The following is a 24,355-nucleotide window of genomic DNA, read 5'->3' as shown; positions in this document are numbered from 1 at the left end:
GTAGGATTTGCGCCGTGAGCGCGTCAAATCCCCACAGTGGTGCCCAGACGCGCGCGCGTCAGAGACGCATGAGGATCGCGGCGAGCTCGGCGCGGGTGCAGGTGTCCTGGGGGGCGAGCTTGCCCTCGGACGTGCCCTTGATGACCCCCTTCGAGATCGCCCACTGCATGGCGGCGCGGGAGAACGCGGAGACGGAGCTCGAGTCAGGATAGGCCGAAAGGTCGGCGCTCGCCGAGGGAGAGCCGAAGTAGCGCCAGAGAATGGTCACCGCCTGCTCCCGCGTGAGCCCGTCCTCCGGACCAAAGAGCCCGAAATCGTAGCCGGTTACGTAGCCGCACCCCAATGCCCAGGAGAGCGCCTTGGCGTAGAAGGCGGTGCCGTCGCAGTCGGAGGGCAGGCCGGAGACGCCCGTCGAGGGGTTGTCGGCGTAGTTCCAGAGCACCATTGCCATCTGGGCTCGAGAGACCTTGTCATAGGGACCGAACTTGCCCGAGCCGTCGCCGTAGCCCGTCATGAACCCCTTGTCGGACACCCACTGGACGGCGTCGCAGAACCAATCCCCCGTGCTCACGTCCACGAAGCCGGTGCCCCCGTCCTCCGGGAGCATGGAGAGGCAGTCGGCGCGCTCGTTCTCGTAGCGCCTGATCCAGCCCTCGTGGTACTGCGGCTGGGAGGGGTAGCGCGCCGCGATGTTGTCCACCACGGCGTCGCAGATGCGGTTGACGAACTCGCGGTCCGTAAGGTCGTTGCTAAGGTCAGCCGCGTCGAGGAACCAGCGCACCCCGCCGCCGCCAAAGAGGTTGGTCATGCTCCAGACGAGGCCCTTCACGCAGTCCGCGCGCCCCTCCATGGAGATGCCGCGCGAGCGGAGGTAGCTCTCGGTGAGGGCGTAGTAGTTGTCGTAGGCGTAGTTGTCCTGCAGGAGCGAGAACTCGGCCGGGTCCGTGGCGTAGGCCTGGTGCCAGGCGCCCTCCGCGAGGGCGCCCACCTCGGTGAGGGCACCGTTCGCATACATGGGGACGGAGCCGTCGGAGACCTCGGCGGCGCGCTCGACCACGGGGGCGAGCATCGCGTACTTCTGAGAGTCGTAGGAGAGGCAGTACCTGAGGAAGCCGATAAGGCTGTAGCGGCGGTCGAACTGGTAGTAGCCCAGCGCGTTGTAGCCGTCACCGTACGAGAAGCCCTGGTCGTAGTTACCGTGGCTCTCGTACTTGGTGAAGTACTTCATCTCGTCGGAGATCTGCACGAGCTCCTTGCGGGCTGACATGAGGGTGACGGCGGCGTCCCCAGCGGGCTCGTAGAAGTCCGCGCGGTCCACGACCGCGCACGAGACGGACGCGCCCTCCGCGAGCGCGGCGACGGGACTGGCGAGAAGGACGAGCGCCAGCGCGGCGCATGTTGCGGCATGGCGATTGCTCACGTGTGGCCTCCAAACGGGCGGCGGAAAAGCGTCCGACCGATTGTACCCGCGACAGGCCGTCGGGCCGTCGCGGCAAGACATCCTCCCGAAAAGCTCGAGATTCCTGAGGGACCCAGACGGCGCTATGCCAGCAGGCCAAGGAGGCAGTCGAGAATGTCTCCCGGGCTGGGCACGCAGACCCCCACCCGGGCGCCGCGCGAGGAAAGCTCCTCGAGGATGCGGACCTGCTCGTCCCCGTCGAGCGTGAGACGGTCGAAGTTGAACATCACCTCGGGGAGGACGACGAGCGTGCCCCGCAGGTCGGCGGGCAGCTGCGCGAGCAGGTCCTCGGACACGATGAGCCCCGTCACGTTGACGTCCCCGCCAAAGTAGTCGTTGCGGATGGAGCGTGGCGACACGCGACCCTCCGGGGAGAGCGCGCGGCAGAGGGCGGCAAAGGTGTCCTCCGCTGCCTCCCCGCACACCAGGAGCGCCTCGAGGTCCTTCTCGGCGAGCCCGCGGCAGACGGAGGCGACGTCCCGGGGACGCTCGGCCGCCACGAGCTCGACCTCATCCAAAAAGCTCCGCAGCATGCCAATGCCGTCATAGAACTGGGGGTACCCGTCATAGGTCTCGGCCGGGGGCACGGGGAGCCGCGCGTCCACGTAGAACTCGTCGGAGAGCTGGAAGCGCGTGATGCCCAGCGTCTCGCGGGCGCGCTGCTGATAGGGCTCGATGAGACGCACCACGGCGCGCGATGCCTCGACGTCGTCCGAGTACGAGCTGTGGAAGCGTCGCGAGTGTTTGGTGTAACCCAGCGGGACGACGGCGAGCGAGGTGATGCCCGGGCGAGCCTCGATCCAGTCGAGCGTGGCCGTGAGCTCGTCACCGTCGTTGATGCCGGGGCAGAGCACGATCTGCGCGTGCACCTCGATGCCGCCCGCGAGCAGCCGCTCGAGCACCTCGATGCCGCGGTCAGCGCGCCGCCCGATGAGGCTGCGGCGCACCTCCGGCGTGACGGCGTGAATGGAGACGTTCATGGGCGAGAGGCCGCAGGTCACGATGCGCTCGGCCTCCTCGTCCGTCACGTTGGTGAGCGTGACGAAGTTCCCCTGGAGGAAGGAGAGGCGGTAGTCGTCGTCGCGCAGCGTGAGCGTGGAGCGAGCCTCGGGCGGCAGCATCGCCATGAAGCAGAACTGGCACGCGTTCACGCAGGTGCGGATTCCGTCGAACAGCACGTCGGTGAAGTCGATCCCCCAGTCCTGGCCGGGCTCGCGCCAGAGCTCGCAGGGGGTCACGGTGCCGTCGCGCGGATCGAGCACCTCGAGCTCGCAGACGCCCCCGTCCGCCTCCCAGCGCCAGTCGATGATGTCGCGGGGCTCGACTCCGTTGACGGACACGATGCGCATGCCGGGCTCGATGCCCGCCTCCCACGCGGGGCTCCCCTCCTCGACGGCAGCGACCCACGCGCCCATGGCCTGCGGCCTCGTGGACGCGTAGTCGGCGCGCTTCTGCTCTGCCATCGCTTGCTCCCCCACGCAGTTCTTCTCGACGGTTCTTCTCAACAGCGATTGTGACACACGGCGGGGGACCGCGGCACCGCCCTCCCGACGACACACGGCTGCGCCACATCGATTCACTCACCATGTTTCTACGGACACTATGCCGCCGTTGAGACCCCTGTTTTGTCCGGAGAAACATGGTGATCGCAATGCGACGCCCGCAGAGCCCTTCAAGAGGAGAGGCACCGAGAAGAACGAGCTACTCCCCCACGAGCTCCCCGATGCGCGCGCGAACGGCCTCGATCTGGCTCGCGGGCGTGCTCGCCCCCGCGGTGATGCCGATGACGCCGGCGCCGTCGAACCACTCCGCCCTGAGCTCGTCCGCGCCCTCGACGTGGTACGTGCGCGGGCAGCTCGCGGCGGAGATCTCCGCCAGGCGCGTGGTGTTGGCGGAGATGCGCCCTCCAATGACCACCATGACGTCCGCCTCGCGCGCGAGCTCCTCGGCGGCGGCCTGGTGGCCGGCCGTTGCCTCGCAGATCGTGTTCATCACGCGGACCTCGTCCGCGACGCCCAGAAGGGCGCCGACGACCTCGGCGAGAAGGGCCCGCCGGGCCGTGGTCTGAACCACGACGCCGACCTTGTGCGCGCGCGGGAGCGCGGCGGCCTCCTCGGCGGAGCCCACCACCACGGCGCCGGGTGCGTGCGGGAGCGTGGCCTCCACCTCGGGGTGCCCGGCCTCCCCCACCACGACGACGCGGTAGCCCTCGGCGCAGAGCCGCTCGGCGGCCTGGTGGACCTTCTTCACGAAGGGGCACGTGGCGTCGAGCACGCCCGAGCAGAGCTCGCGGGCGCGGGCCTCCTCCTCGGGAACGGTGCCGTGCGTCCGCAGGAGCAGCACGTCGCCGGCGGCGTCCTCGGGGGCGTCCACGGCGTCCACGCCGCGCGCCGCGAGGTCTGCGACCACGCGCGGGTTGTGGATGAGGGGCCCCAGGGTGTGCACGCGCCCGGAGGCGCGGTCTGCGGCCTCCTCCACCATGCGCAGGGCGCGCTCCACGCCGTAGCAGGCACCGGCCTCGCGCGCGACGCGGATCTGGGCCACGCTAGGCCACCTCCTCGACGCCGGGGTTCTCCGCGCGCAGGGCGTCGCGCAGCTCGTAGACGCGCTCCATGCCCAGGCGCTCCATCTCGGCCACCTGCTCCTTGCGCTTGAGGTGCGAGAGCTCGCCCCACTCGATGGGCTCGCCCGCTCGCATGACCACGCGCTGGCGGAACCGCAGGTGACGCGCGCCGATGATGGCAAGCGGCTGCACCGGCGCCTTGGCGAGCTGCGCCATGATGGCGTAGCCTCCGTGGCTCTTGGCCTCGGCGTCGCTGCGCACGCGGGTGCCCTCGGGGTAGATGAGCACGCACTCGCCGCGCTGGAGCATGGCGCGGGCGCGGCGGACGGTCTTCATGTCGGCCGTTCCGCGCTCAACGGGGAAGCCGCCCGCGCGGGAGAAGAGCCAGGTGGCGGGACGGATCTTGTCGAACTCGCTCTTGTAGACGATGCGCACGGGGACGTGCGCCATCCACATGCTCACCACGGCGACGACGGGATCGAGCATGGACTCGTGGTTCATGATGACGACCCTGCCGCGCGGGTCGTCGAGGAGGAGCTCCGCGCGCTCGAGCCTCCAGGGCCAGAGGAGCTTGGTCACGACCCACAGGATGCGGACGACCGCGCCGATGAGAAGGCGACCCGGCAGCGGGTGCTCGCAGAGGGCGTGGTCGTAGTAGTCGTCGAAGGAGTTGCCGGCGAAGGCGCGCATGCGGCCGCCCCGCTCGTCCTTCTGGTCCCTCTGGTCCTGCCTAGGCTCGCTCACGAGGTCCTCCCTCCGCCGCCTCGACAAGGCGGACGATCCTGTCGACGACCTCGTCGAAAGAGAGGTCGGAAGAGTCTATGCGCACGGCGTCCTTTGCGGGACGAAGCGGCGAGGCCTCGCGCGTGGAGTCGTACTCGTCGCGACGCACCAGGTCCTCGAGGACGGCTCGCTCGGCCTCGGCGTCCACGGGCACGTCCCGCCCGCGGGCAAGGTCTCCGCCGCCGCGCTGGACCGCGCGCCGGCGGGCGCGGGCCTCGGGGGAGGCGCTGAGGAAGACCTTCACCTCGGCCGACGGGAAGACCACGGTCCCGATGTCACGGCCCTCGGCCACGACGCCGCCACGCTCCCCCACGGCGCGCTGGAGGGCCACCATGGCCTCGCGCACGGCCGGGTTGGCGGAGACGGGCGAGACCGCGCGCTCGACCTCGGGCGTGCGGATCGCGGCCGTGGCGTCCTCGCCGTCCACGAGCACGCGCTGGCCGTCGCCTGCGGGGGCGAACTCGATGCGCACGTCGCGCGCGACCCCGGCCACGGCTTCGGCGTCGTCGGGGTCCACGCCCCTCTTGAGGCACGCGAGCGCGACGGAGCGGTACATGGCACCGGTGTCGAGGTACGTGAGGCCGCAGCGCGCGGCCACGGCGCGCGCGGCGGAGGACTTTCCCGAGCCGGACGGCCCGTCAATGGCTACGATCATGCGTGCCTTCCCTTCTTTTCTGGGCGGCGGGGCCCGCGGCTCCCGCGCCAGCCGGCCTCTCGGCGAGCCGCTCGAGCGCGGCCGCCTCCGCCCCCGTCAGCTCACGATAGCCCCCCTCGCCCACGTTCACAAGCGAGAGCGGGCCAAAGGCGTCACGGTGGAGCCTCAGGACCTTGTGGCCCACCGCCTGCATCATCTTCTTCACCTGGTGCTTGCGGCCCTCGTGGATGGTGAGGCCCACGACGGCGTTCTTCTCGCCCGCGCCGTTTCTCCCGGCGCCCCGGGGCGCCACCACGGAGAAGAGCGGGTCGCCCGGTCGCAGGAGCTCCGCCCTCGCCGGGGCCGTGACGCCCTCGTTCTCGAGCTCAACGCCGCGGCGCAGGCGCTCGAGGTCGCGCGGGGACGGGGTTCCGGAGACGAGCGCCACGTAGTGCTTCTCCACGTGCCTCGACGGGTGCAGGAGCGCCTGCCCGAGGCCGCCGTCCGTGGTGAAGAGGAGAAGGCCCGTGGTGTCCATGTCGAGCCTCCCCACGGGGTAGAGCCCGGGGTGCTCCGCCACGGGGACGAGCTCGGCCACCGTTGGGCGGCCGTACGGGTCGCTCATGGTGGTGAGGTAGCCCGCCGGCTTGTAGAGCACGAGGTGGCAGGGGCGCGCGGCGATCTCGCAGACGATGCCGTCAACCGTCACCACGTCGCTCGCGGGGTCGACCTTGCTCCCGAGCTCGGTCACCACCTCGCCGTTCACGCGCACGCGCCCGGCGGTCATGAGGCGCTCGGAGCCGCGGCGGCTGGCCACGCCGGCCCGCGCGAGGAAGCGCTGCAGGCGCATGGGGTAGAGTCCGTCCTCGCGGATGGGGTCGCTCATTGCTCCTCCCCAGCGGCGGGGGGGCTCTCCGGCGGCGTCTGCGCGCTCGGGGACCACGCAGCCGTCCTGGGACTCGTCCCCCAGGAGGTCGCGCTCCTCGTCCATGTCCTCGGCGGCCTCCTCGATGGTGGAGCCCATTGAGCGCCCGGACAGGCGCTCGCGGATGAAGCGGCGCGACTCCTCGTCCGGGGCGAAGTCCTCGAGCGGCGGGAGGTCGCGCACGCTCCTGAGGCCAAAGCGCTCGAGGAAGGCCCGCGTGGTGCCCCAGAGGACCGCCTGGCCGCGGTCTCTGTCGCGCCCGACCTCGCGCACGAGGCCCTTCTCGCGAAGAGAGGCGATCACGCCGTCGGAGTTGACGCCGCGGATGGCGCGCACCCCCTCGCGCGTGACCGGCTGGTGATAGGCGATGACCGCGAGCGTCTCGAGGGCGGCCTGTGAGAGGCGCCGCGCGTCCCAGGAGACCACGTAGTCAGCCACCTGGTCGTGGTAGGCGGGGTGCGTGAAGAGCCTCCAGCCGCCGGCCACCTCGCGCAGCTGGAAGCCGCGGTTTGCGTCCGCGTACTCGGCGGAGAGCTCGGCGAGCGCCGAGGCCACCTCCCCGGGGGCGGCCCCCGTCGCGCGGGCGAGGTCCGTGGCGGGCACGGAGTCGTCCGAGACGAGGAGCAGGGCCTCGAGAAGGCCCTTGAGCGAGCCTGATTCAAGACGTTCGAGCGAGCTCATGAGAGGTCTCCTTCCGAAAGCTCGTCCGTGGGGTCGAAGTCGAGCTCGGCGAGGACGGACTCGTCGAGCTCGTAGGCCTCGGCGCCCTCGACGTGGGCGATGTCGATCTCGCCGAAGATCTCGTCCTGGCGCACGCGCACGAGGCCGCGCTTGAAGAGCTCGAGGATGGCGAGGAAGTTGGCGACCACGGTCTCGGGGTCGTCCTGCCCGTCCACGAGCTCGGAGAAGGTCACGCGCCCGCGCCTGCGCACGAGCCTGTCCACCGAGGCGATGGTGAGCGCCACCGGGAGCCTCCTCGGTGCGATGTGCTCCGCCTCAAGGAGGAACGTCTCGCGGCGGGAGTCGATGTCCGCGCAGATGACGGCGAGGCTGCGAAGGGTGATGCCCTCGAGGTAGTCCGGCATGAGGCCGAGGAACTCGGGGTCCGGGCCCACGGTGCGCGGGTGCATGCGGCCCTCGGCCTCCATGCGGGCGCCGAGCGCCGCGCCCGCCCCCCTGAACTGCTTGTAGGCGATGAGGCGGGCTATGAGGACCTCGCGCGCCTCCTCGGGGGTGAGGTTCTCGAGGTCGTCCTCCTCGTCCTCCGGCTCCCCGCGCCTGAGGAGCGGCTCGTCCGGCACGAGGGAGGCGGCCTTGATGTCCAGCAGCGTGGAGGCCACCAGGAGAAAGTCGCTCGCCACGTCGAGATCGAGGTCGGCCATGCGGTCGACCTCCTCCAGGTACTGGTTGGCCACCTCGGAGATCGAGATCGAGCCGATGGTCACCCTCTGCCTCGTCACCAGCTGGAGGAGAAGGTCGAAGGGGCCGGAGTAGGACTGCGTGCGGACGCGGTACGACATCCTAGAGCACCGCCGTCAGGGCCGTCATGAGCGCGGCGTAGGTCTCTCCCGCCGTGGCGTTGAGATAGATGCCCAGCGGGTCAACGCGGAGGAGCCCCGGCAAAACGTAGAGCAGGAGCAGCAGCAGGAACATCGCGTACTGCTGGAGCTCGTAGTACTTCCTGCGCGCCGCGGGAGGGAGGAAGAAGAGGACGACCTTCGAGCCGTCGAGCGGCGGGAAGGGTATGAGGTTGAAGAAGCAGAGGACGAGGTTCACGTACACGTAGGTCGTGAGAAGGTCCATCGCCCCGTAGAGCATCTCGACGGTGAGCGCGCCCTGTCCGAGCGCGAGGGTCGCGCCCAGAAGCGCCGTCCCCAGGACGGCCTGCAGGAGGTTGGAGGCGGGGCCGGCGAGCGCCACGAGAAGCTCGTCCCTCCTGGGGTGCCTCAGGCGCGCGGGGTTGTACGGAACCGGCTTGGCAAAGGCAAAGACCGGAGCGCCCAGGAGCGCGCAGGCGATGGGCAGGATGACCGATCCCAGCGGGTCCAGGTGCGCCCGCGGGTCCAGCGTGAGGCGCCCGGCCTCGCGCGCGGTGTCGTCGCCGCAGAGGTGCGCGACCCAGCCGTGCGCGACCTCGTGGACCATGGCGGAGAACATGACCAGGAGGACGGAGACCACGATCCCCAGCAGGTAGTCGAGTGAGTACAAGGGCGCTCCCCTCTCGCGGCGTCAGCGCAGCGAGGTCGAGACGCGGCGGCAGAGCCAGCCGACGGCGAGCAGAATCACGGCAGCGAGGGCAAAGTCCCCGCGCAGGGCCCCGCCCAGGGGCGTCGGGAGGACAAAGAGGCCCGAGACCGGGCCCGGCACGAGTCTCGACGCCAGGCCGTTGAGCCCCAGGAGCCACGTCCTCGCCCCGGCGGGAAGGAGCACGTCCAGCACGAGAAGGACGAGGTAGGCCGCCGCGAAGGCGCGGCACGCCGTGGCGACGACGCCCAGCGCGCGGCTCACTGCGCCGCCCCCTCGATCTTCTCGGTGAGCTCGAGCCACTCGGTCTCGAGGGCGGGCACCTTCTTTGAGAGCGCGGTGTACTCGGTCATGCACTCGTCAAAGCGCTTGGCGTCGTTGTAGAGGTCCTCGCTCGCCATGAGCTCCTCGAGCTCCTTGAGGCGCGCCTGAGCGGGCTCGAGCGCCGCCTCTACCTCCCTGAGGCGCGTGCGCTCCGCCTTGAGGGCGCGGTTCCTGCGGTTGCGCTCCTCGGCCTCCGCGCGGCGCTGCTCGCGGGTCTTGACGTTCCTTCCCGTGGTCGCGGGCTCAGCGGGTGCGGCCGCCTGAGTAGTGCCGCGGCCCTGAGCCGGGGCCGACTGGGCCTCCCCCGCCTCGCGCGCCTCGAGCTCGGCGCGCTTGAAGAGGTAGTAGTCGTAGTCCCCGTCGTAGACCGTGACCTTGTGGTCGCGCACGTCCACGACCTTGTTTGCCACGGCTCGCACGAGGTGCTCGTCGTGCGAGATCAGCACGATCGTGCCGGCAAAGTCAACGAGGGCGCGCTCGAGCACGTCCACGGAGTCGATGTCCAGGTGGTTGGTGGGCTCGTCCAGGAGCAGCAGCGGGTCGGGCGCCACGAGCATCTTGGCCAGCGCCAGACGCGCCCGCTCGCCGCCCGAGAGGACGGAGACGCGCTTCTCCACGTCGTCGCCGTGGAAGAGGAACGCTCCCAGAAGCCTGCGCTCCTCCGAGGTGGTCCATCCGGCGGCGACCGAGTCCATCTCGCCGAGGACCGTGTTGGCCTCGTTGAGCTGCTCGAGCTGGTGCTGCGCGTAGTAGGCCTGGGTGACGCTCTTGCCCAGGGAGACGCTGCCCGCGTCGGGCGCGAGCCTGCCGTTCATGAGCTTCATGAGCGTGGACTTGCCGGCGCCGTTGGGGCCCACCAGCACCACGTGGTCGCCGCGGTACAGCGTGAGGTCCACGCCCGAGTAGACGTGGTTCTCGCCAAAGGACTTGGAGACGCCCTCGAGCTTCACGACCTCGTCGCCCGTGCGAGGGGGCTCCGGAAAGGAGAAGCGCACCTTCTTGGTGCCCTCGGGGAGGATGACGAGCTCGCTCTTGATCTGCTCGATCTTCTTCATGCGCTCCTGCGCCTGGGCCGCCTTGGTGGGCTTGTAGCGGAACTTGTCCACGAAGACCTGCATGTGGGCGATCTCGCGCTCCTGCGCGGCCCGCTTGGCGCGCATCTGCTCGAGGTTGTCCTCGCGCTGCCTGAGGTAGCTCGAGTAGTTTCCGGTGTAGGTGGTGATGCGGCGGTTCTCCACGGCGGCCACGTGGGAGACGCACGCGTCCATGAACGCGCGGTCGTGCGAGACCAGCAGCACGGCGCCGTCGTAGCCGGCGAGGAACTGCTCGAGCCACTTGACGCTCTCGAGGTCGAGGTGGTTGGTGGGCTCGTCCAGAAGCAGCAGGTCGGGGTGACGCAGCAGCAGCTTGGAGAGGGCTATGCGCATCTGCCAGCCGCCGGAGAAGTCACGTGCCGGCTTGTCGAAGTCCTCCACGGGAAAGCCGAGGCCGCCCAGGATCTGCTTGGCGCGGGCCTCCAGCTCGTAGCCGCCCAGGCGCTCGAAGCGGTCCTGTGCGTGACCGTAGCGCTCGAGGAGCTGGTCGAGCTCGGGCCCGGGGGCGGTCTCGGAGATCTTGCGCTCGAGCTCGGCCACCAGGCGCTCCACGTCCTTGACCTCGTGGGCGGAGTCGACGACCTCCGCGAGGGCGCTCTTCTCGCCGGCGAGCTTGGTCTCCTGCTCCAGGTAGCCGATGGTGGCGTCCTTGGCAAAGCTCACCGTGCCCTCGTCCGCGCCCTCCTCGCCCATGATGATCTTGAGGAGCGTGGTCTTTCCCGAGCCGTTGGGGCCCACGAGCGCCCAGCGCTCCTGGGCATTGAGCTGCAGCGTCGCGCCCGAGTAGAGGACGCGGCCGCCAAATGACTTGGTGATCTTGTCTGCGAGTGCTATCACGTGCGTGTTCCTTGGTGCCTGGGTTGAACGGTGCGACGGTAGGCTAGTCCGCCACGGTGATGTGGACGGCGAAGCCCGCGATCTCTTCCTTGAAGTAGATGAGGTAGGTGCGCTCCGGGTCGTCCGGACACATGGCGCGGGAGGCCTCGTTGAACTCGACGCCGCGGGCGCGGTACCACGCCTCGGCGGCCTCGACGTCGTCGACGTGCAGGCCTATGTGGCCCTTCTCGCCGCGCCCTCCGTTGTTCATGACCTCCACGAGGGTCCCGGCGAAGGAGGAGATCGGGAACGGCCCCTCTCCGCGCTCGATGCCCATGAGGGCGCAGAGCGCGTCGGCCGTGGCCTCGGCCTCCTCCGGGCTGTTGGTGTTGATGCCCACGTGTGCGAGCCTGAGGCCAAAGAGCTCGACGGGGTTATCTGATGCTGGCATGGCGCTCCTCCCTGACGGTGCAACTCGAACAGTATACGGCTGTTACGTCACCCAGCGTGCCTAACGGGCCGCCTCCTCGCCGTCCCCATGCGCCGGGGCACCGCCTCAACCGCGCCTCGCGGAGGTGGGATTCTGGTGGGGCCGGAAATGACGTCGCACGAGGGCGCTAGAATGTGACGAGAAGAACGAGCGACGTTGCGCGTCCCCAGGGGGCGCGGAAAGCGAGAACGATGCCGAGCACCAGGAAGGTCCCCGCCCTCGACGGGCTGAGAATCCTCGCCATAGCGGCGATCATCGTCTATCACGCCAACGCGAGCTGGCTTCCCGGGGGCTACTTCGGCGTGACGGTCTTCTTCGTCCTCACGGGATACCTGATCACCCTCTCCGTCGAGCGCGAGATCTCGCGCGGCAAGGGGTTCGACTATCCGCGGTTCATCCTCAGGCGTGTGACGAGGATGCTGCCCTCCATGCTCGTGCTCGTGGGCGTGGTGGCGCTGCTCTGCCTGCTCTTCTCGCCCGCGCTCCTGCCCAAGGTCAAGAGCGACGCCGTTCCGGCGCTCCTCTTCTTCGAGAACATCTACTACATCGTGCGCAACGTGTCGTACTTTGCGGCGGCGGGACTCCCCTCCCCGCTCACGCACCTGTGGTTCGTGGGCGTGACGATGCAGTTCTACCTGGTCTGGCCGCTCCTGCTCCTGCTGCTCTCCCGCATCTTCAGGCGGCGGTCCAGCGCCATCAAGGTGGTGGCCGTCCTCGCCCTTGCGTCGGCAGTGGCGATGGCCGCGCTCTACGACCCCATGGGAGACACCAACCGCATCTACTACGGACCTGACACGCGCGCGGCCGAGCTCCTGGTGGGCGCCCTCTGCGCGCTCGTGACGCGCGGGCGCGGGTGGGGCCTCGCCAGGATCGCCAAGGGAACCGGCAGGCGCTCGCGCGGCAAGACGATCGACCTCCCCTCGTGGGCCTACGACCTCGCCGGCGTGGCCGCGCTCGCCGGGATCGGCGTCATGATGGTTACCCTCAACGGCTACTCCGAGTTCACCTACCGCGGGGGCACGTTCCTGGCGGCGCTCCTCACGGCGGTGGCCATCGGGGTCGTGTGCCGACCCTCCGGAAGCGTTCTCTCCCGCGTGCTGGGCCTGCGTCCCCTCGCTGCCGCAGGCGCCCGCGGCTTCGCCCTCTACCTCTGGCACTACCCGCTTCTCCTCATCATGAACCCCGCCACCCGCACGACGGAGCTCCCGTGGTGGGGCTGGGCGCTCGAGCTCCTGGCGATCGTCGCGGCGGCGGAGCTCTCGTACCGACTGGTGGAGCGCGGCACGGGCGCGCCCGTCGCCCTTGGGCAGTCGCGTCTGGCCCTGGGCCTCGAGGCCGCGGCGCTCGCGGGCGTGCTCGCCGTCTCCGTGGCCCCCATCCAGGCCGAGCAGACGGGCGTTCCCGTTGACCAGCAGGGCGGGCAGTCCGGGGTCGCGTTCGACCCCGAGACGCAGGGGTACGACCTCTCCGGCACCTACCTCGCGGGAACCTCCTTCGCCTCTGCCGTGGACACCATCAACCGCCTCAACTACGACGTCGACGTGGAGACGGGCGCCACCGACGCCCAGGTGCTGCTCGTCGGCGACTCCGTCTCCCTGGGGGCGGAGGCCGAGTTCCAGCGGGTGTTCCCCAACGGCTGGATGAACTCTGAGGTCGGACGACAGCTCGGCACGGGTCTCGACGTCTACAACCAGTGCGTCGCTGACGGGCACGGAGCCGGCGTGGTTGTCTTCGCCCTTGGCAACAACGGCGTCGCGCGCGAGGACCAGGTTCGCGCCCTCATCGACGCCGCAGGAGCCGACAAGAAGGTCTATCTGGTGACCACCCGCGTGCCGCTGCCGCTTCAGGACGTCAACAACGAGCTCTTCTGGAACGTTGCCTCGCAGTACGACAACGTGCAGGTGATCGACTGGTACGCCGAGAGCGCCGGCCACGACGAGTACTTCTGGGACGACGGCACGCACCTGCGTCCCGAGGGGGCCGAGGCCTACGTCATGATGCTGCGCCGCGCCATCACGGGCCGATAGAGCACGCAGGCCGAGCGCACTTCTCGGCAGCAGTCAAGAGGGGCCGCACTTCTCGCCATCCCGCGCGTGAGCTATCGCACTTGACACCTCTCTGCACGGAGTGCGGCCTATAGGGCACCCCTGCAGCGCACCTGACGGCATCCTGCGAGAGGGAGCCCGCACTCGACGAGGTCAAGCGTCAAAAATGCCCGCACTCCCGGCCCGCACTCATGGGTGCGGGCCGGGAGCGGTCACTCTTGGGGGCGCAGAGCCGCGTCACGGTGCGGGAACAGCGAAAAGGCCGTCGGACATGAATCCGACGGCCTTGAGCGATCGTGGTGGAGATAAGGGGGTTCGAACCCCTGACCTCGTGACTGCCAGTCACGCGCTCTCCCAACTGAGCTATATCCCCAAAATGGTGGGCGATGCTGGATTCGAACCAGCGACCCCATCCGTGTGAAGGATGTGCTCTACCCCTGAGCCAATCGCCCGCGCTTTTGCGCAAGGGGTATGTTAGCAAAAGAATCCGCGTTTGGCACGAGAAATGTTCCGTCTGTGGCAAAAAATGTGAGCAAGTCAAGAAGAGCGCAGGTAGATGCCTTACATGCACGCGGAGAAGACCGACGTGTCGTAGCCGTACTTCTCCATTTGGGCCATCACGAGCTCCGCTCGCGCCCACGCGAGATCCGGGTCCGCGGAGAGCGCGTTGGGGGCATTGGGGAGACCGGCCATGAGGGCGCACTCCCAGGGGGTCATCTCCAGGGGCTCCTTCCCCAGATAGCCGCGCGCCGCCTCCCCTATGCCTGAGAGACCGTCGCCAAAGTACGACGTGTTGACGTAGAGCTCCAGAATCTCGGACTTGGTGTAGCGCGCCTCGAGGTCGAGCGCCATGAACACCTCGGCTACCTTGCGGGAAAAGTCCTTGTCCTGCGTGAAGAAGAGGTTCTTGGCGAGCTGCTGCGTGATGGTGGAGCCGCCCTGCTCGAGGGAAAGCGTGACGAGGTCGTGCCAGGCGGCGCGACAGATGGCGATGACGTCGAAGCCGGAATGGTCGTAGAAGCGGTGATCCTCGATGGCAACCACGGCGTCGAGATAGACGTCGGGCAGATCGTCCATCCGTACGTAGGAGTCATCTGAGCGTGCGGACTCGACGACCTCCTCGATCGGGGCTCGGCCGAGCGCCTCCCGGTAGAGCAGGTAGCCGCTCACGCCCACATACGCGCCCGCAAACAGCACGCAGGCGAGAAGGACAAGCACGAGCACCCTCACGGCCCTCAGAACGGCTCTCATGGCGTCTCACCTCCCCTGCACACAATTGTGATGAAAGTTCATGAAATACGCCATGGAAACAAGGACGAGTGGCAGCACAAAGATGGGGCCGCCCAATTTAGCGACCCCATCTTTCATCCTGCTACAGGCAAAGAAAATACCGAATTAAGAGAGGCTAGTCGTCCCAGTCGTCATCGTCGTCGTCATCCCACCGGTCATCGTCGTCCCAGTCGTCATCGTCGTCGTCCCACCGGTCATCATCGTCCCACTGGTCGTCCCAGTCTTCATCGTCATCGTCGTCCCAGCGGTCGTCGTCCCAGAGGTCATCCCAGTCGTCGTCATCGTCCCAATAGTCATCAGGGTCGTCAAAGCGATCCTCGAAGTAGTCGTCATCAAAGTCGACGCGACGATCGGTGGACATGAGCATTGAGACAAATTCGGCCTTCGTGCAATTGCTGCCTCCGGCCAAATATCCGCTCTTCCCCATGATTTCGTTCTCTACCGCCCATGCGACAGAGCCGGCAGCCCAGCCAGAAACGGTGCTCTTGTCCTGGAATCCGCGAATGGCATCGGGATTGACGGACCTCGAGCGCGCGACGACTCGCAGGACCTTGGCCGCCTGCTCTCGCGTGAGCGGCTCCCAGGGATCAAACGTCACAGAACCGTCAGTGTGGATGTTACCGGAGAATATGCCAGCTCGTTGAGCCCAGACAATGGCTTTGTCAGCCCAACCAAACGTGTCGGAGTCAGCAAAGTTCGTCGAGCCGCTTACCTTGGGCCTACCGGCGAGCTTGTAGAGAATCTCAGCGGCGGTACCCCTGTCGATGATCGTTGTAACGCCCCATGTTCCGTCGGAGTTTCCGTCGACGGCACCATTGGTTTCAGCCCAATCGATGACGCCCTCCTGAACGACCCAGCTGCTCTGGGATACGTCCGAGTAGCCTCCGTAGGCGGCGCTTGCAGTCGCGGGTGCGATGGCGGCGGCAAAGGTCGCGGTAACAAGGCCGGCGGCGATGGCGAGTCGGGCGGTTCTGATTCTACTCATGATCTTGTCTCCCTCCACTTCGTACCTGGACAAATAGGATGCGTCGAGTGTATAGGGAGAAGACCTCGTGCGGCTTCCCGTTACGTCATAGTGCTGTAACCCTTGCATAAGGGGGATGTAAGCCCGCTCATAGAACGCGTGAAACTCGTCACCACATTCAGAGCTTAAGAGAATGAACGGGCGAAAAACGGGAAGCCCGGAGACGGTGACGTCCCCGGGCAGATAATGTGGTGGGCCCTGAGGGATTCGAACCCCCAACCCAGGGATTATGAGTCCCCTGCGCTAACCGTTGCGCCAAGAGCCCTCGTATGAAAAAGGCGGCGACCGAAGCCGCCGCCGAATTCACATGGTGGAGATAAGGGGGTTCGAACCCCTGACCTCGTGACTGCCAGTCACGCGCTCTCCCAACTGAGCTATATCCCCGTGCGTTGGTGCGAAGAGAATATTACCAGACTGAGACACTCGGTCAACCCCGAATTTGAAAAAAGTACCTGCCGCTCGGTCATTCTCGCCCGCACTCATGGGTGCGGGCGAGGAGTGCGGCCTCTTTAGACGTCATTCAGTACCAAGTGCGACCCGCCTCTTGATGGATGCCACCAGGTGCGGTCAAGGAGTGCTTCGCAGACCGCACTCGATGCAGATGGGCTGCAGATGGGCGGCAGATGTGCCGCGACTATGCCCGGGCGGGCACCACGCGCTCGGTGAGCCAGGACACGAGCTCGTCCATGGGCACGTCGAAGCGCTCCCCCGTCTCGCGCACCTTGACCTCGGCCATGCCGCCCGTCACGCCCCGCTTGCCCAGGATCACCTGGTACGGGATGCCAATGAGGTCGGCATCGGCGAACTTGACGCCCGGACGCTCCTTGCGGTCGTCCAGGAGCACCTCGAGGTCTGCGGAGCTAAGCTCGTCCACGACCTTCTCGGCGACCGGCGTGACCACGTCGTCGTTCACCGCGAGCGGAACGACCTCGACCTCGTAGGGCGCCACGCAGACGGGCCAGGAAATGCCGTGTTCGTCGTTGTGCTGCTCCACCACGGCCGCCAGCGTGCGGGAGACGCCGATGCCGTAGCAGCCCATGAGGAAGGGGCGCTCCACGCCGTCCTCGTCCGCGAAGGTGGCCCCCATGGACTCGGAGTACTTGGTGCCAAGCTGGAAGACCTGCGAGATCTCGATGCCGCGGGCGCTCTTGAGCGCGGCGCCGCAGTGCGGGCAGGGGTCGCCCTCCTTCACGCTCACGAGGTCGGCCCACTCGTCCACGGTGAAGTCGCGGCCCGGGCGAGCGCCGGTGAAGTGGTAGTCCACCTCGTTGGCGCCGCAGGTCCAGGACTCGCTCTCGCGCAGGCTCTCGTCGCAGACCAGGCGCACGCCCTCCGGCAGACCCACGGGGCCGATGAAGCCCTTGTGCAGGCCCGCGAGCTCGAGCTCCTCGTCCGTCATGAGGTGGTAGGCCCCAAAGAGGTGCTCTGCCTTGATCTCGTTGAGCTCGTGGTCGCCGGGAACAATGGCGACGACGTTGGTGCCGTCCTCCGCCACGAGCGCGAGCGACTTGCGCGTTCCGTTCTCCGGGAAGCCGAAGAACTCGGCGACGGCCTCGATGGTGCCAAGGCCGGGCGTGTGAACCTTCGTGAGCGTGCCGTCGCCGGGTCCCTCGGTCACGGGGACCTTGGTCGCCGCCGCCTCGACGTCGGCCGCGAAGCCGCAGTCGCAGTAAACGAGCTCGGCTTCGCCAGAGTCCGCGAGCGCCATGAACTCGACGGAGGTGTCGCCACCGATCTGCCCGGAGTCCGCCACGACGGGCAGCGCGTAGATGCCGCAGCGCTCCGCAATGCGGGCGTAGGCAGCCTTCTCCTGCTCGTAGCACTCCTGGAGCGACTCCTGCGTCGCAGAGAAGCTGTAGGCGTCCTTCATGATGAACTCACGGCCGCGCATGAGGCCGAAGCGCGGGCGCATCTCGTCGCGGAACTTGTCCTGAATCTGGTAGAGCGTAACGGGAAGCTGCTTGTAGGAGCGCAGCTCGTTCTTCACCAGGTCCGTGAAGGTCTCCTCGTGCGTGGGGCCAAGCGCGAACTCGCGGCCGTGGCGGTCGGCGATGCGCATGAGCTCGGGGCCGTAGGCGTCCCAGCGTCCGGACTCGTGCCAGAGCTCGGCGGGCGTGAGGATGGGGACCATCATCTCCTGGGCGCCGATGGCCTCCATCTCGTCGCGGATGACGGCCTCGATCTTGGAGATCGAGCGCCAGGCGAGCGGCAGGTAGCTGTAGAGGCCGGCGGCGGTCTTGCGGATCATGCCGGCACGCAGCAGGAGGCGGTGGCTCGCGAGCTCGGCCTCGGCCGGGTCCTCCTTGAGCGTGGGGGCATAGAGCTGGGACATCTTCTGGTAGCGCTTCACGTGCGTTCCCTTCCGTTCAACGACGTAACGCACACGATTCTACGCCAAGCCGGAGCCGGATGCCTGCGACCGCTTTGATATATGGGGCTGGGGCACCAAGAGGACGCTGGGGCGTTTTGATAATGCGGGCTGGGGCACGGCTAAAGCCAGCCAGAGGGGAACGCGCTCGGCGTGCTTCGCAGACGACAGCCCTTTACCCATAGAAAGTTTATGCAAAAGTTAAGCGCTCGCGAGAAGAACCTGGGACCGCAGCACGTGCCCGTGCCTCAGCCCCAAAATGCGCAACGCGGTCGTGCACGGTCACGCCCTGGCCCAGAAATCGGCAACACCAGCCGGAGCCGGGGGGCCACGCCGCCAAATCCGATGGCGGGAGGAACGGCTACGTGAACCGCCGCTCGATCTCGGCGAAGAGCTCGTCGACGGCGCTCGCCTCGTCCACGGTGCGAATCTTCTCGCCGGATGCGAAGAGGACGGCCTTGCCGCGGCCGCCCGCGAGGCCGATGTCTGCGTCGCGGGCCTCGCCAGGACCGTTAACCACGCATCCCATGACGGCCACGGAGATGGGGGCGCGGACGCCGGCGAGGCGGCGCTCAACCTCGGCGGCGACGCCCATGAGGTCCCACTGGCAGCGGCCGCACGTGGGGCAGCTCACCATCTCGGGACGCAGGCGACGGAGCCCCACGGCGGAGAGGAGGTCCCAGGCGACGTTGACCTCCTCCACGGGGTCCGCCGTGAGGGAGAGCCGGATGGTGTCGCCGATACCCTCCATGAGCAGGGTCCCCACGGCGGCGGCGTTCTTGACGGTACCCTGACGAAGACCGCCCGCCTCGGTCACGCCAACGTGCAGCGGGACCTCGGGAAGGGCGCGGGAGAGGGCGCGGTTGACCTCGACGGTGGTGGGGACGCCGTGCGCCTTGGCGGAGAGCACGATGTCGTTGAAGCCGCGCTCGCGGAAGTGCTCGACAAAGGAGGCCGCGGAGCCCACGAGCTTCTCCACCTGCGTGAGATCCTCGCGCTCCGCGAAGGCGGGATCGAGCGACCCTGCGTTCACCCCGATGCGTATGGGGATGCCCGCCGCACCGGCCTCGTCGATGACCGCGTCGACGCGCTCCCAGCTGCCTATGTTGCCGGGATTGACGCGCAGCGCCGAAGCCCCTCGACGGCAGGACTCGATGGCCAGACGGTGGTCAAAGTGGATGTCCGCCACCACGGGCAGGGGCGACCCCGCGCAGATGCGCTCGAAGCCGTCAAGAGCCTGTGCGGAGGGAACGGCCACGCGCACGATCTCGCACCCGGCGCCCGCAAGCCTGCCGATCTGGGCGAGCGTGGCATCCGGGTCAGCCGTGTCCGTGGTGCACATCGACTGAACGGAGACGGGCGCGCCCCCGCCAACGGCGACTCCGCCGACGCTTACGGGGCGCGTGAGGGACCTGGGTGCGACGGAGGCGGAGGACATGAGATCACCTAACCAATCACAAAGCGGACGACGTCGTTCTTGAGCACGATGACAAAGACGAAGACGATGAACGCGAGCCCGAGGTAGCTGAGCCAGCCCTGCGTCCGCGCGGAGAGCGGGCGGCGCAGGAAGAGCTGAATGACCTCGATGAGGATCTTTCCGCCGTCGAAGGGCGGGATGGGCAGCAGGTTCATGAAGCCGAGGGACATGGAGACCGCGGCAGCAAAGACCATGAGCGTGAAGGGCCCGGTTGAGGCGGCCTCAGACGCCATCGCCGATATGCCGACGATGGAGCTCGACTGGTCGAGGACCTCCATGGTATGGGCGGGCTGGATGAGCTGCGCCACATACGAGGCGGTCTGGGCGGTGTAGTCCAGCGTGGCGCCCACCGCCTCGGGCAGGCTCAGTCGGTACGTGGCAACGCTTGAGAGGACGCCGAGCTCCTCGGTGGCCTGGCCATCCGGCAGGTCGATAAGAACGGTCTGCTCCGATCCGTCACGATCGTATGAGAGCTCGAAGTCAGTGCCCGACTCGAGGTAGGGCGAGAGCGCCCCCACGAGGCCGTCCCAGCTGTCGACGCCCTGCTCGCCAACGCGCGTGACGGTGTCCCCCGCCTCGAGCCCAGCCTCCTCAGCGATGGATCCCTCGACGACGCCGCCGAGCGTGCTCACGTTGGGCACGTAGCGGTACTCCTGCACCATGAAGGCAACGGTCACCAGCACGAAGGCGAGCGCGATGTTGACGAGCGGACCGGCAAAGAGCATGAAGACGCGCCTGAGAAACCCGACGCCCAGGTAGGTGCGGGAGCGCTCGTGCTCGAGGAGCTCGTCGGGAGACATCCCAGAGTCGTGCGGGGAGCCCGCGGCGGTGGACCCGGGGAGTGAGAAGTCATGGCCCCGGTCGTACTCGGTGAGGTGGTTGGCGTCTCGTGCGAGCGTCTCGAAGGCGGCGGGCCAGTCGCTCTGCCCCGGTCGCTCGCCGAGGGCGGAGTCGTAGTACGGCTGGATGGCCGCCCAGTCGCAGAGCGTCCCAAGGAGGTCATAGGCACGATCGACGTCGACGCCCAGCCTGCGAGCTACCTCGGCGGCGGTGACCCTCCCCTCCCTCATGACGATGTCGAGCGCAGGGGCGAGAAGGTCGTCCGCGGAGCCCTCCATGCCACAGATTCGCGTGTAGCCGCCCAGGAGGAGCGGTGTCACGCCAAACTCGGTCCCCACCTTCCCGCTCTTGCGCGAGAGCCTGATGCGGCACGGGAGGCCGAGGAAGAACTCGGTCGCGCGGACGTGGCAGATCCTTGAGGCAAGGTAGTGGCCGCCCTCATGGACGAAGACGAGCACGGAGAGAACGAGCACGCCCCAGAAGACGGCGGAGAGAAAGGACAGGACGAAACTCAAGAACGAACCTCCGAAAGAACGTCATGGGCGAGCGCCCGCGCGCGGGCGTCCACCTCGTCGAGCTGCTCCAGGGACTCTACCCGCTCGACCTCGGTCCGCTCCATGACGGAGGCAACGACGCGCTCGATGTCGAGAAAGCCGCATAACCCTTGACGGAAGCTTGCGTTTGCGACCTCGTTGGCGGCGTTCATGGCGCAGGGGAGCGTCCCTCCAACGCGGCCCGCCTCGCGCGCGAGCGCGAGGCAGCCGAATGCGGACTCGTCGGCCTCCCCAAAGGTGAGCGGGTCCGCCGAGCACCAGTCGATGCGGTCGACCGACGCCTCCCAGCGCTCGGGATAGCTCAGCGCGTACTGGATGGGAGCGCGCATGTCCGAGCCGCCGAGCTGGGCCTTAACGACGCCGTCGGCGAACTCCACCATGGAGTGGATCTTGCTCTGGCGGTGAACGAGCACGCGGATGGCATCGATGGGCTGGTCAAAGAGGTGGTGCGCCTCGATGACCTCGAGACCCTTGTTCATGAGCGTGGCGGAGTCGATGGTGATCTTCTCCCCCATCGTCCAGGTGGGATGCGCGAGGGCGTCTGCCGCGGTCACGCCCGCAAGCTCCTCGCGGGGGCGCCCGTAGAAGGGGCCGCCCGAGCACGTGAGCCAGATGCGGTGCACGCTCTTGGGACTCTCCCCCACGAGACACTGGTAGATGGCGCTGTGCTCGGAGTCCACGGGGATGAGCATCCCCGGTCTCGCCAGCGGCATGAGAAGGTCTCCGCCGCAGACGATGGACTCCTTGTTGGCGTAGGCAAGCGACTTGCCCGCCCTGAGGGCGGCGTGCCCGGCGTGCATGCCGGCAAAGCCCACGAGGGCGTTTACCACCACGTCGACCTCGGGAAGGCACGCGAGCTCGGTCACGGCGTCGGGCCCTGCGCCGCAGGCGCAGCCGTGAGGCAGCTCGACCAGCACGGGGTCTGCGGCATGGCGCACGTCGGAGACGGCAACGTGCGCGCACCCGAACTCGCGCGCCGCGGAGACGAGGAACTCAGTCGAGGCGTTCACCGAGAGGGCGACCACGCGCACGCGGTCCGCGTGGCGGCGACAGACGTCGAGCGTCTGCGTGCCAATGGAGCCCGAGCAGCCGAGAATGGCAACGCGCACGGGGCCATTGCGACGCACGCGGCTGGAGAACGTCTCGAATATGCTCATAGGATTCCCCCAAAGAGGAGTAGGAAGTACGCGGCGACCCCGCCAAAGAGCATGGAGTCGGAGCGGTCCAGAAGGCCGCCGTGGCCGGGCAGGATGTTCCCGGAGTCCTTGACGCCCGCCCCGCGCTTGAGGCGAGACTCGAAGAGGTCGCCAATGACGCCGGCCACCCCCACCACGAGCCCGCAGAGCGCGGCCATGGGGATTCCCATCTCCCCCACGACGAGAAGGGCGATCACGATCCACACCAGGACGGACCCCACGAGGCCCCCGAGGAAGCCCTCGACGCTCTTGTTGGGCGAGATGCGCGGGGCGAGCTTGTGGGCGCCGATGGCAGAGCCCACGAAGTAGGCGAAGGCGTCGCTCGCCATGATGGAGAGCATCACGGCGAGCGCCACGAGCGCACCATCCACGCCCGGGTCGTACTTGCGCACAAGGACGATCGCGGAAAACGCAAGCGAGGTGTAGATGGGGCCGAACGCGGTCACGGCCACGTCTGCGACGTTCGCGCGCGGCGCGAAGACGTACCAGCAGGCACACGCCATAAGGAGGACGAAGATGACGAGCGTGAGCGCCAGCAGCCCGCCCCAGAGGGCGACGGGCGGGAAGAGCAGCGCGGCCGCGAGGCCGACGATCTCGTTGGGCATGCGCCCGCCCATCCTGCAGATGCGGAAGAACTCGGAGCAGCACAGCCACGCCTCGGCGGCAACCAGCACGGTGGTGGTGATGGGCCCGGCAAAGAGGCAGGCCAGGGTGACGATGGCGTAGATGGCGCCGGACGTGGTGCGCGTGAGCAGCTTCTCGGCGGAGGTCCTCACGCGCTGGCCCTTGAGGTTGCCGGAGGCGCGCGCCTCCTCCCTGGAGGCGCGGACGCCCTCGAGCCTGGCTATCTGGCGGTCGAGACCGGCGTTCTTCTCGGTCCTCTTCCTGCTTGAGTCGGTCATGACGCGGCAACACCGCCAAAGCGGCGCGAGCGGCCCTGATAGGCGCTCACCGCGCGCAGGAAGTCCCAGCGAGAGAAGTCGGGCCAGTACGTGTCCGTGACGTAGAACTCGGTGTAGGCGAGCTGCCACAGGAGGTAGTTGGAGAGCCTCATCTCGCCGGAGGTGCGAATGAGAAGGTCGGGGTCAGGGAGCCCGGCGGTGTAGAGCCTGCTCGAGACAGAGTCCTCGTCGACGTCCTCCGGGGAGAGGGCCCCCGAGGCCACGTCGAGCGCGATCTCGCGGGCGGTCCGGGCGATCTCCGCGCGGGAGCCGTAGTTGACGGCGAGCGCGAACGTCATGCCGGTGTGGTCCGCCGTCTCATCGAGGCCCTGCTTGAAGACCCGATAGGTGGCTTCCGGGAGGGCGATGAGGTCCCCCAGGAAGCGCAGGCGCACGTTTTCCTGGTGGAAGAGCGGGAGCTCCTTCACGAGCGTGGTGGCAAAGAGGTGCATGAGGAGGTCTACCTCGCGCCGCGGCCGCCGCCAGTTCTCCGTGGAGAACGCGTAGACGGAGAGGGCGTCGAGCCCAAGTCGGACGCTCGTGGTGACGGCCTCGCGCAGCGCGTCGACGCCGGCAACGTGACCCCTAGAGCGATCGAGGCCGCGGGCCTGCGCCCAGCGGCCGTTTCCGTCCATGATGATAGAAACGTGACGAGGAAGCCTCCCGAGGTCGACGTCCTCAAGACTGACGTCCTCGGGAGGGTTCGCGTAGTACTCCCTCAGCTTTTGGGTGTCGAGCTGCACTAGATCTCCATCACCTCGGCGGTCTTGGTCTTGAGGAGCTCGTCGACCTTGGCGACGTAGGTGTCCGTGAGCTTCTGGATGGCCTTCTTCTCGCGCGTCTGCTCGTCCTCGGAGAGCTCCTCGTCGCGCTCGATCTTGCCGTTGCGGTCGCGGCGGACGTTGCGGATGGCGACGCGCGCCTCTTCGGCGAGCTGGTTGCACTCCTTGGCGAGCTCGCGACGGCGCTCCTCCGTGGGGCGCGGGAACGGCAGGCGGATGCAGACGCCGTCATTGGAGGGCGTGATGCCGAGGTCGGAGCTCTCGATGGCCTTCTCGATGGCGCGGAGGGCGGACTTGTCCCACGGCTCGACCACGAGCATGGAGGCCTCGGGCACCTTCACGCCGGCGAGCTGCGTCACCGGGGTGGGCTGGCCGTAGTAGTCGACCTTGATCGCGTCGAGGATGTGCGGGTTGGCGCGCCCGGTGCGCACGCGGGCGAAGTTGCCCTTGAGGGCCTCGATGCACTTCTCCATTGAGGTCTTGGCCTTGTCGGTGTGCTCGCTCAT

General features: G+C 68.0%; 20 protein-coding genes, 4 tRNA genes and 2 pseudogenes. 1 reads left to right on the top strand and 25 read right to left on the bottom strand.

The genetic code is table 11. The features are described 5' to 3' along the window. Positions 1 to 58: 58 nt before the first annotated feature. The 12 genes and pseudogenes from B5F79_RS07355 to B5F79_RS07300 form a co-directional block, all read right to left on the bottom strand. A complete protein-coding gene (locus tag B5F79_RS07355; RefSeq protein ID WP_158094862.1) occupies positions 59 to 1,420 on the bottom strand; it encodes an S-layer homology domain-containing protein in 1,362 nt (453 codons plus the stop codon). 122 nt (positions 1,421 to 1,542) lie between these two features. Then, complete coding sequence (locus B5F79_RS07350) at positions 1,543 to 2,922, bottom strand: DUF512 domain-containing protein (protein ID WP_087219574.1); 1,380 nt, start codon at positions 2,920 to 2,922, stop codon at positions 1,543 to 1,545. Positions 2,923 to 3,160: 238 nt separating this feature from the next. Then, positions 3,161 to 4,003 (bottom strand): 4-hydroxy-3-methylbut-2-enyl diphosphate reductase, encoded by an 843-nt coding sequence (gene ispH / locus B5F79_RS07345; protein ID WP_087219572.1) that lies wholly within the window; start codon positions 4,001 to 4,003, stop codon positions 3,161 to 3,163. Position 4,004: 1 nt separating this feature from the next. Further along, complete coding sequence (locus B5F79_RS07340; protein WP_087219569.1) at positions 4,005 to 4,766, bottom strand: lysophospholipid acyltransferase family protein; 762 nt, start codon at positions 4,764 to 4,766, stop codon at positions 4,005 to 4,007. Beyond that, the gene (gene cmk, locus B5F79_RS07335; RefSeq protein WP_087219566.1) at positions 4,753 to 5,460 is read right to left on the bottom strand and encodes a (d)CMP kinase; all 708 of its coding nucleotides are present in this window, start codon (positions 5,458 to 5,460) and stop codon (positions 4,753 to 4,755) included. Before cmk ends, B5F79_RS07340 begins: the two co-directional genes overlap by 14 nt. Next, positions 5,444 to 6,277: pseudogene (locus tag B5F79_RS07330) on the bottom strand (pseudouridine synthase); the annotation flags it as partial. The gene cmk and the pseudogene B5F79_RS07330, both read right to left, overlap by 17 nt. A 111-nt stretch (positions 6,278 to 6,388) precedes the next feature. Continuing rightward, positions 6,389 to 7,045, bottom strand: a pseudogene (gene scpB / locus B5F79_RS07325) (SMC-Scp complex subunit ScpB); the annotation flags it as partial. Beyond that, positions 7,042 to 7,884, bottom strand: coding sequence for a segregation and condensation protein A (locus tag B5F79_RS07320; protein WP_087219564.1), 843 nt, complete (start codon positions 7,882 to 7,884; stop codon positions 7,042 to 7,044). The gene B5F79_RS07320 and the pseudogene scpB, both read right to left, overlap by 4 nt. A 1-nt stretch (position 7,885) precedes the next feature. After that, complete coding sequence (locus tag B5F79_RS07315) at positions 7,886 to 8,572, bottom strand: site-2 protease family protein (RefSeq protein WP_241147274.1); 687 nt, start codon at positions 8,570 to 8,572, stop codon at positions 7,886 to 7,888. A 21-nt stretch (positions 8,573 to 8,593) separates the two neighbouring features. Then, positions 8,594 to 8,872 carry a hypothetical protein gene (locus B5F79_RS07310; RefSeq protein ID WP_087219561.1) on the bottom strand — a complete coding sequence of 93 codons (279 nt, stop codon included), beginning with the start codon at positions 8,870 to 8,872 and terminating at the stop codon, positions 8,594 to 8,596. Next, complete coding sequence (locus tag B5F79_RS07305) at positions 8,869 to 10,863, bottom strand: ABC transporter ATP-binding protein (RefSeq protein ID WP_087219557.1); 1,995 nt, start codon at positions 10,861 to 10,863, stop codon at positions 8,869 to 8,871. Before B5F79_RS07305 ends, B5F79_RS07310 begins: the two co-directional genes overlap by 4 nt. A 43-nt stretch (positions 10,864 to 10,906) precedes the next feature. After that, a complete protein-coding gene (locus B5F79_RS07300; protein WP_087219554.1) occupies positions 10,907 to 11,293 on the bottom strand; it encodes a VOC family protein in 387 nt (128 codons plus the stop codon). Positions 11,294 to 11,523: 230 nt separating this feature from the next. On the opposite strand from B5F79_RS07300, the gene B5F79_RS07295 reads away from it, so the two are divergent. Then, positions 11,524 to 13,359: an acyltransferase family protein gene (locus tag B5F79_RS07295; RefSeq protein ID WP_087219551.1), complete on the top strand. Its 1,836-nt coding sequence runs from the start codon at positions 11,524 to 11,526 to the stop codon at positions 13,357 to 13,359. A gap of 315 nt (positions 13,360 to 13,674) precedes the next feature. Here B5F79_RS07295 and B5F79_RS07290 read toward each other — a convergent pair. The 13 genes from B5F79_RS07290 to frr all read right to left on the bottom strand — a co-directional run bounded on the left by B5F79_RS07290 (position 13,675) and on the right by frr (position 24,355). Beyond that, positions 13,675 to 13,750, bottom strand: a tRNA-Ala gene (locus tag B5F79_RS07290). Positions 13,751 to 13,754: 4 nt separating this feature from the next. Continuing rightward, positions 13,755 to 13,829: transfer RNA gene (locus B5F79_RS07285), tRNA-Val, on the bottom strand. Between the two features lie 109 nt (positions 13,830 to 13,938). Beyond that, positions 13,939 to 14,628 carry a biosynthetic peptidoglycan transglycosylase gene (locus B5F79_RS07280; RefSeq protein WP_087219548.1) on the bottom strand — a complete coding sequence of 230 codons (690 nt, stop codon included), beginning with the start codon at positions 14,626 to 14,628 and terminating at the stop codon, positions 13,939 to 13,941. A gap of 154 nt (positions 14,629 to 14,782) precedes the next feature. Then, on the bottom strand, positions 14,783 to 15,652 hold the full coding sequence (locus tag B5F79_RS11060; protein ID WP_162607602.1) for an S-layer homology domain-containing protein: 870 nt from the start codon (positions 15,650 to 15,652) through the stop codon (positions 14,783 to 14,785). Between the two features lie 228 nt (positions 15,653 to 15,880). After that, positions 15,881 to 15,956 (bottom strand) — tRNA-Ile (locus B5F79_RS07270). A 43-nt stretch (positions 15,957 to 15,999) separates the two neighbouring features. Further along, positions 16,000 to 16,075, bottom strand: a tRNA-Ala gene (locus B5F79_RS07265). A 250-nt stretch (positions 16,076 to 16,325) separates the two neighbouring features. Then, positions 16,326 to 18,041, bottom strand: coding sequence for a proline--tRNA ligase (locus B5F79_RS07260; protein WP_446723461.1), 1,716 nt, complete (start codon positions 18,039 to 18,041; stop codon positions 16,326 to 16,328). Positions 18,042 to 18,420: 379 nt separating this feature from the next. Continuing rightward, complete coding sequence (gene ispG / locus B5F79_RS07255; protein ID WP_087219542.1) at positions 18,421 to 19,497, bottom strand: flavodoxin-dependent (E)-4-hydroxy-3-methylbut-2-enyl-diphosphate synthase; 1,077 nt, start codon at positions 19,495 to 19,497, stop codon at positions 18,421 to 18,423. Between the two features lie 8 nt (positions 19,498 to 19,505). Beyond that, positions 19,506 to 20,891: a site-2 protease family protein gene (locus tag B5F79_RS07250; RefSeq protein WP_087219539.1), complete on the bottom strand. Its 1,386-nt coding sequence runs from the start codon at positions 20,889 to 20,891 to the stop codon at positions 19,506 to 19,508. After that, on the bottom strand, positions 20,888 to 22,087 hold the full coding sequence (gene dxr / locus B5F79_RS07245; RefSeq protein ID WP_087219537.1) for a 1-deoxy-D-xylulose-5-phosphate reductoisomerase: 1,200 nt from the start codon (positions 22,085 to 22,087) through the stop codon (positions 20,888 to 20,890). The genes B5F79_RS07250 and dxr overlap by 4 nt, the downstream gene beginning before the upstream one ends. After that, on the bottom strand, positions 22,084 to 23,028 hold the full coding sequence (locus B5F79_RS07240; RefSeq protein WP_087219534.1) for a phosphatidate cytidylyltransferase: 945 nt from the start codon (positions 23,026 to 23,028) through the stop codon (positions 22,084 to 22,086). The genes dxr and B5F79_RS07240 overlap by 4 nt, the downstream gene beginning before the upstream one ends. Further along, positions 23,025 to 23,810 carry an isoprenyl transferase gene (locus B5F79_RS07235; RefSeq protein ID WP_087219531.1) on the bottom strand — a complete coding sequence of 262 codons (786 nt, stop codon included), beginning with the start codon at positions 23,808 to 23,810 and terminating at the stop codon, positions 23,025 to 23,027. Before B5F79_RS07235 ends, B5F79_RS07240 begins: the two co-directional genes overlap by 4 nt. Further along, complete coding sequence (gene frr, locus B5F79_RS07230) at positions 23,810 to 24,355, bottom strand: ribosome recycling factor (RefSeq protein WP_087219528.1); 546 nt, start codon at positions 24,353 to 24,355, stop codon at positions 23,810 to 23,812. Before frr ends, B5F79_RS07235 begins: the two co-directional genes overlap by 1 nt.

The sequence above is a fragment of the Olsenella sp. An285 genome, assembly GCF_002159625.1.
GTDB lineage: Bacteria > Actinomycetota > Coriobacteriia > Coriobacteriales > Atopobiaceae > Thermophilibacter > Thermophilibacter avicola.
This window is presented reverse-complemented; position numbering and strand designations above follow the sequence as displayed.

What these genes read in the sequence shown, in the direction of transcription:
- dxr (WP_087219537.1), bottom strand. Translation starts at nt 22,087, where the DNA reads ATGAGCATATTCGAGACGTTCTCCAGCCGCGTGCGTCGCAATGGCCCC.
- ispG (WP_087219542.1), bottom strand. Translation starts at nt 19,497, where the DNA reads ATGTCCTCCGCCTCCGTCGCACCCAGGTCCCTCACGCGCCCCGTAAGC.
- cmk (WP_087219566.1), bottom strand. Translation starts at nt 5,460, where the DNA reads ATGATCGTAGCCATTGACGGGCCGTCCGGCTCGGGAAAGTCCTCCGCC.
- B5F79_RS07300 (WP_087219554.1), bottom strand. Translation starts at nt 11,293, where the DNA reads ATGCCAGCATCAGATAACCCCGTCGAGCTCTTTGGCCTCAGGCTCGCA.
- B5F79_RS07295 (WP_087219551.1), top strand. Translation starts at nt 11,524, where the DNA reads ATGCCGAGCACCAGGAAGGTCCCCGCCCTCGACGGGCTGAGAATCCTC.
- B5F79_RS07350 (WP_087219574.1), bottom strand. Translation starts at nt 2,922, where the DNA reads ATGGCAGAGCAGAAGCGCGCCGACTACGCGTCCACGAGGCCGCAGGCC.
- frr (WP_087219528.1), bottom strand. Translation starts at nt 24,355, where the DNA reads ATGAGCGAGCACACCGACAAGGCCAAGACCTCAATGGAGAAGTGCATC.
- B5F79_RS11060 (WP_162607602.1), bottom strand. Translation starts at nt 15,652, where the DNA reads ATGAGTAGAATCAGAACCGCCCGACTCGCCATCGCCGCCGGCCTTGTT.
- B5F79_RS07280 (WP_087219548.1), bottom strand. Translation starts at nt 14,628, where the DNA reads ATGAGAGCCGTTCTGAGGGCCGTGAGGGTGCTCGTGCTTGTCCTTCTC.
- B5F79_RS07240 (WP_087219534.1), bottom strand. Translation starts at nt 23,028, where the DNA reads ATGACCGACTCAAGCAGGAAGAGGACCGAGAAGAACGCCGGTCTCGAC.
- B5F79_RS07320 (WP_087219564.1), bottom strand. Translation starts at nt 7,884, where the DNA reads ATGTCGTACCGCGTCCGCACGCAGTCCTACTCCGGCCCCTTCGACCTT.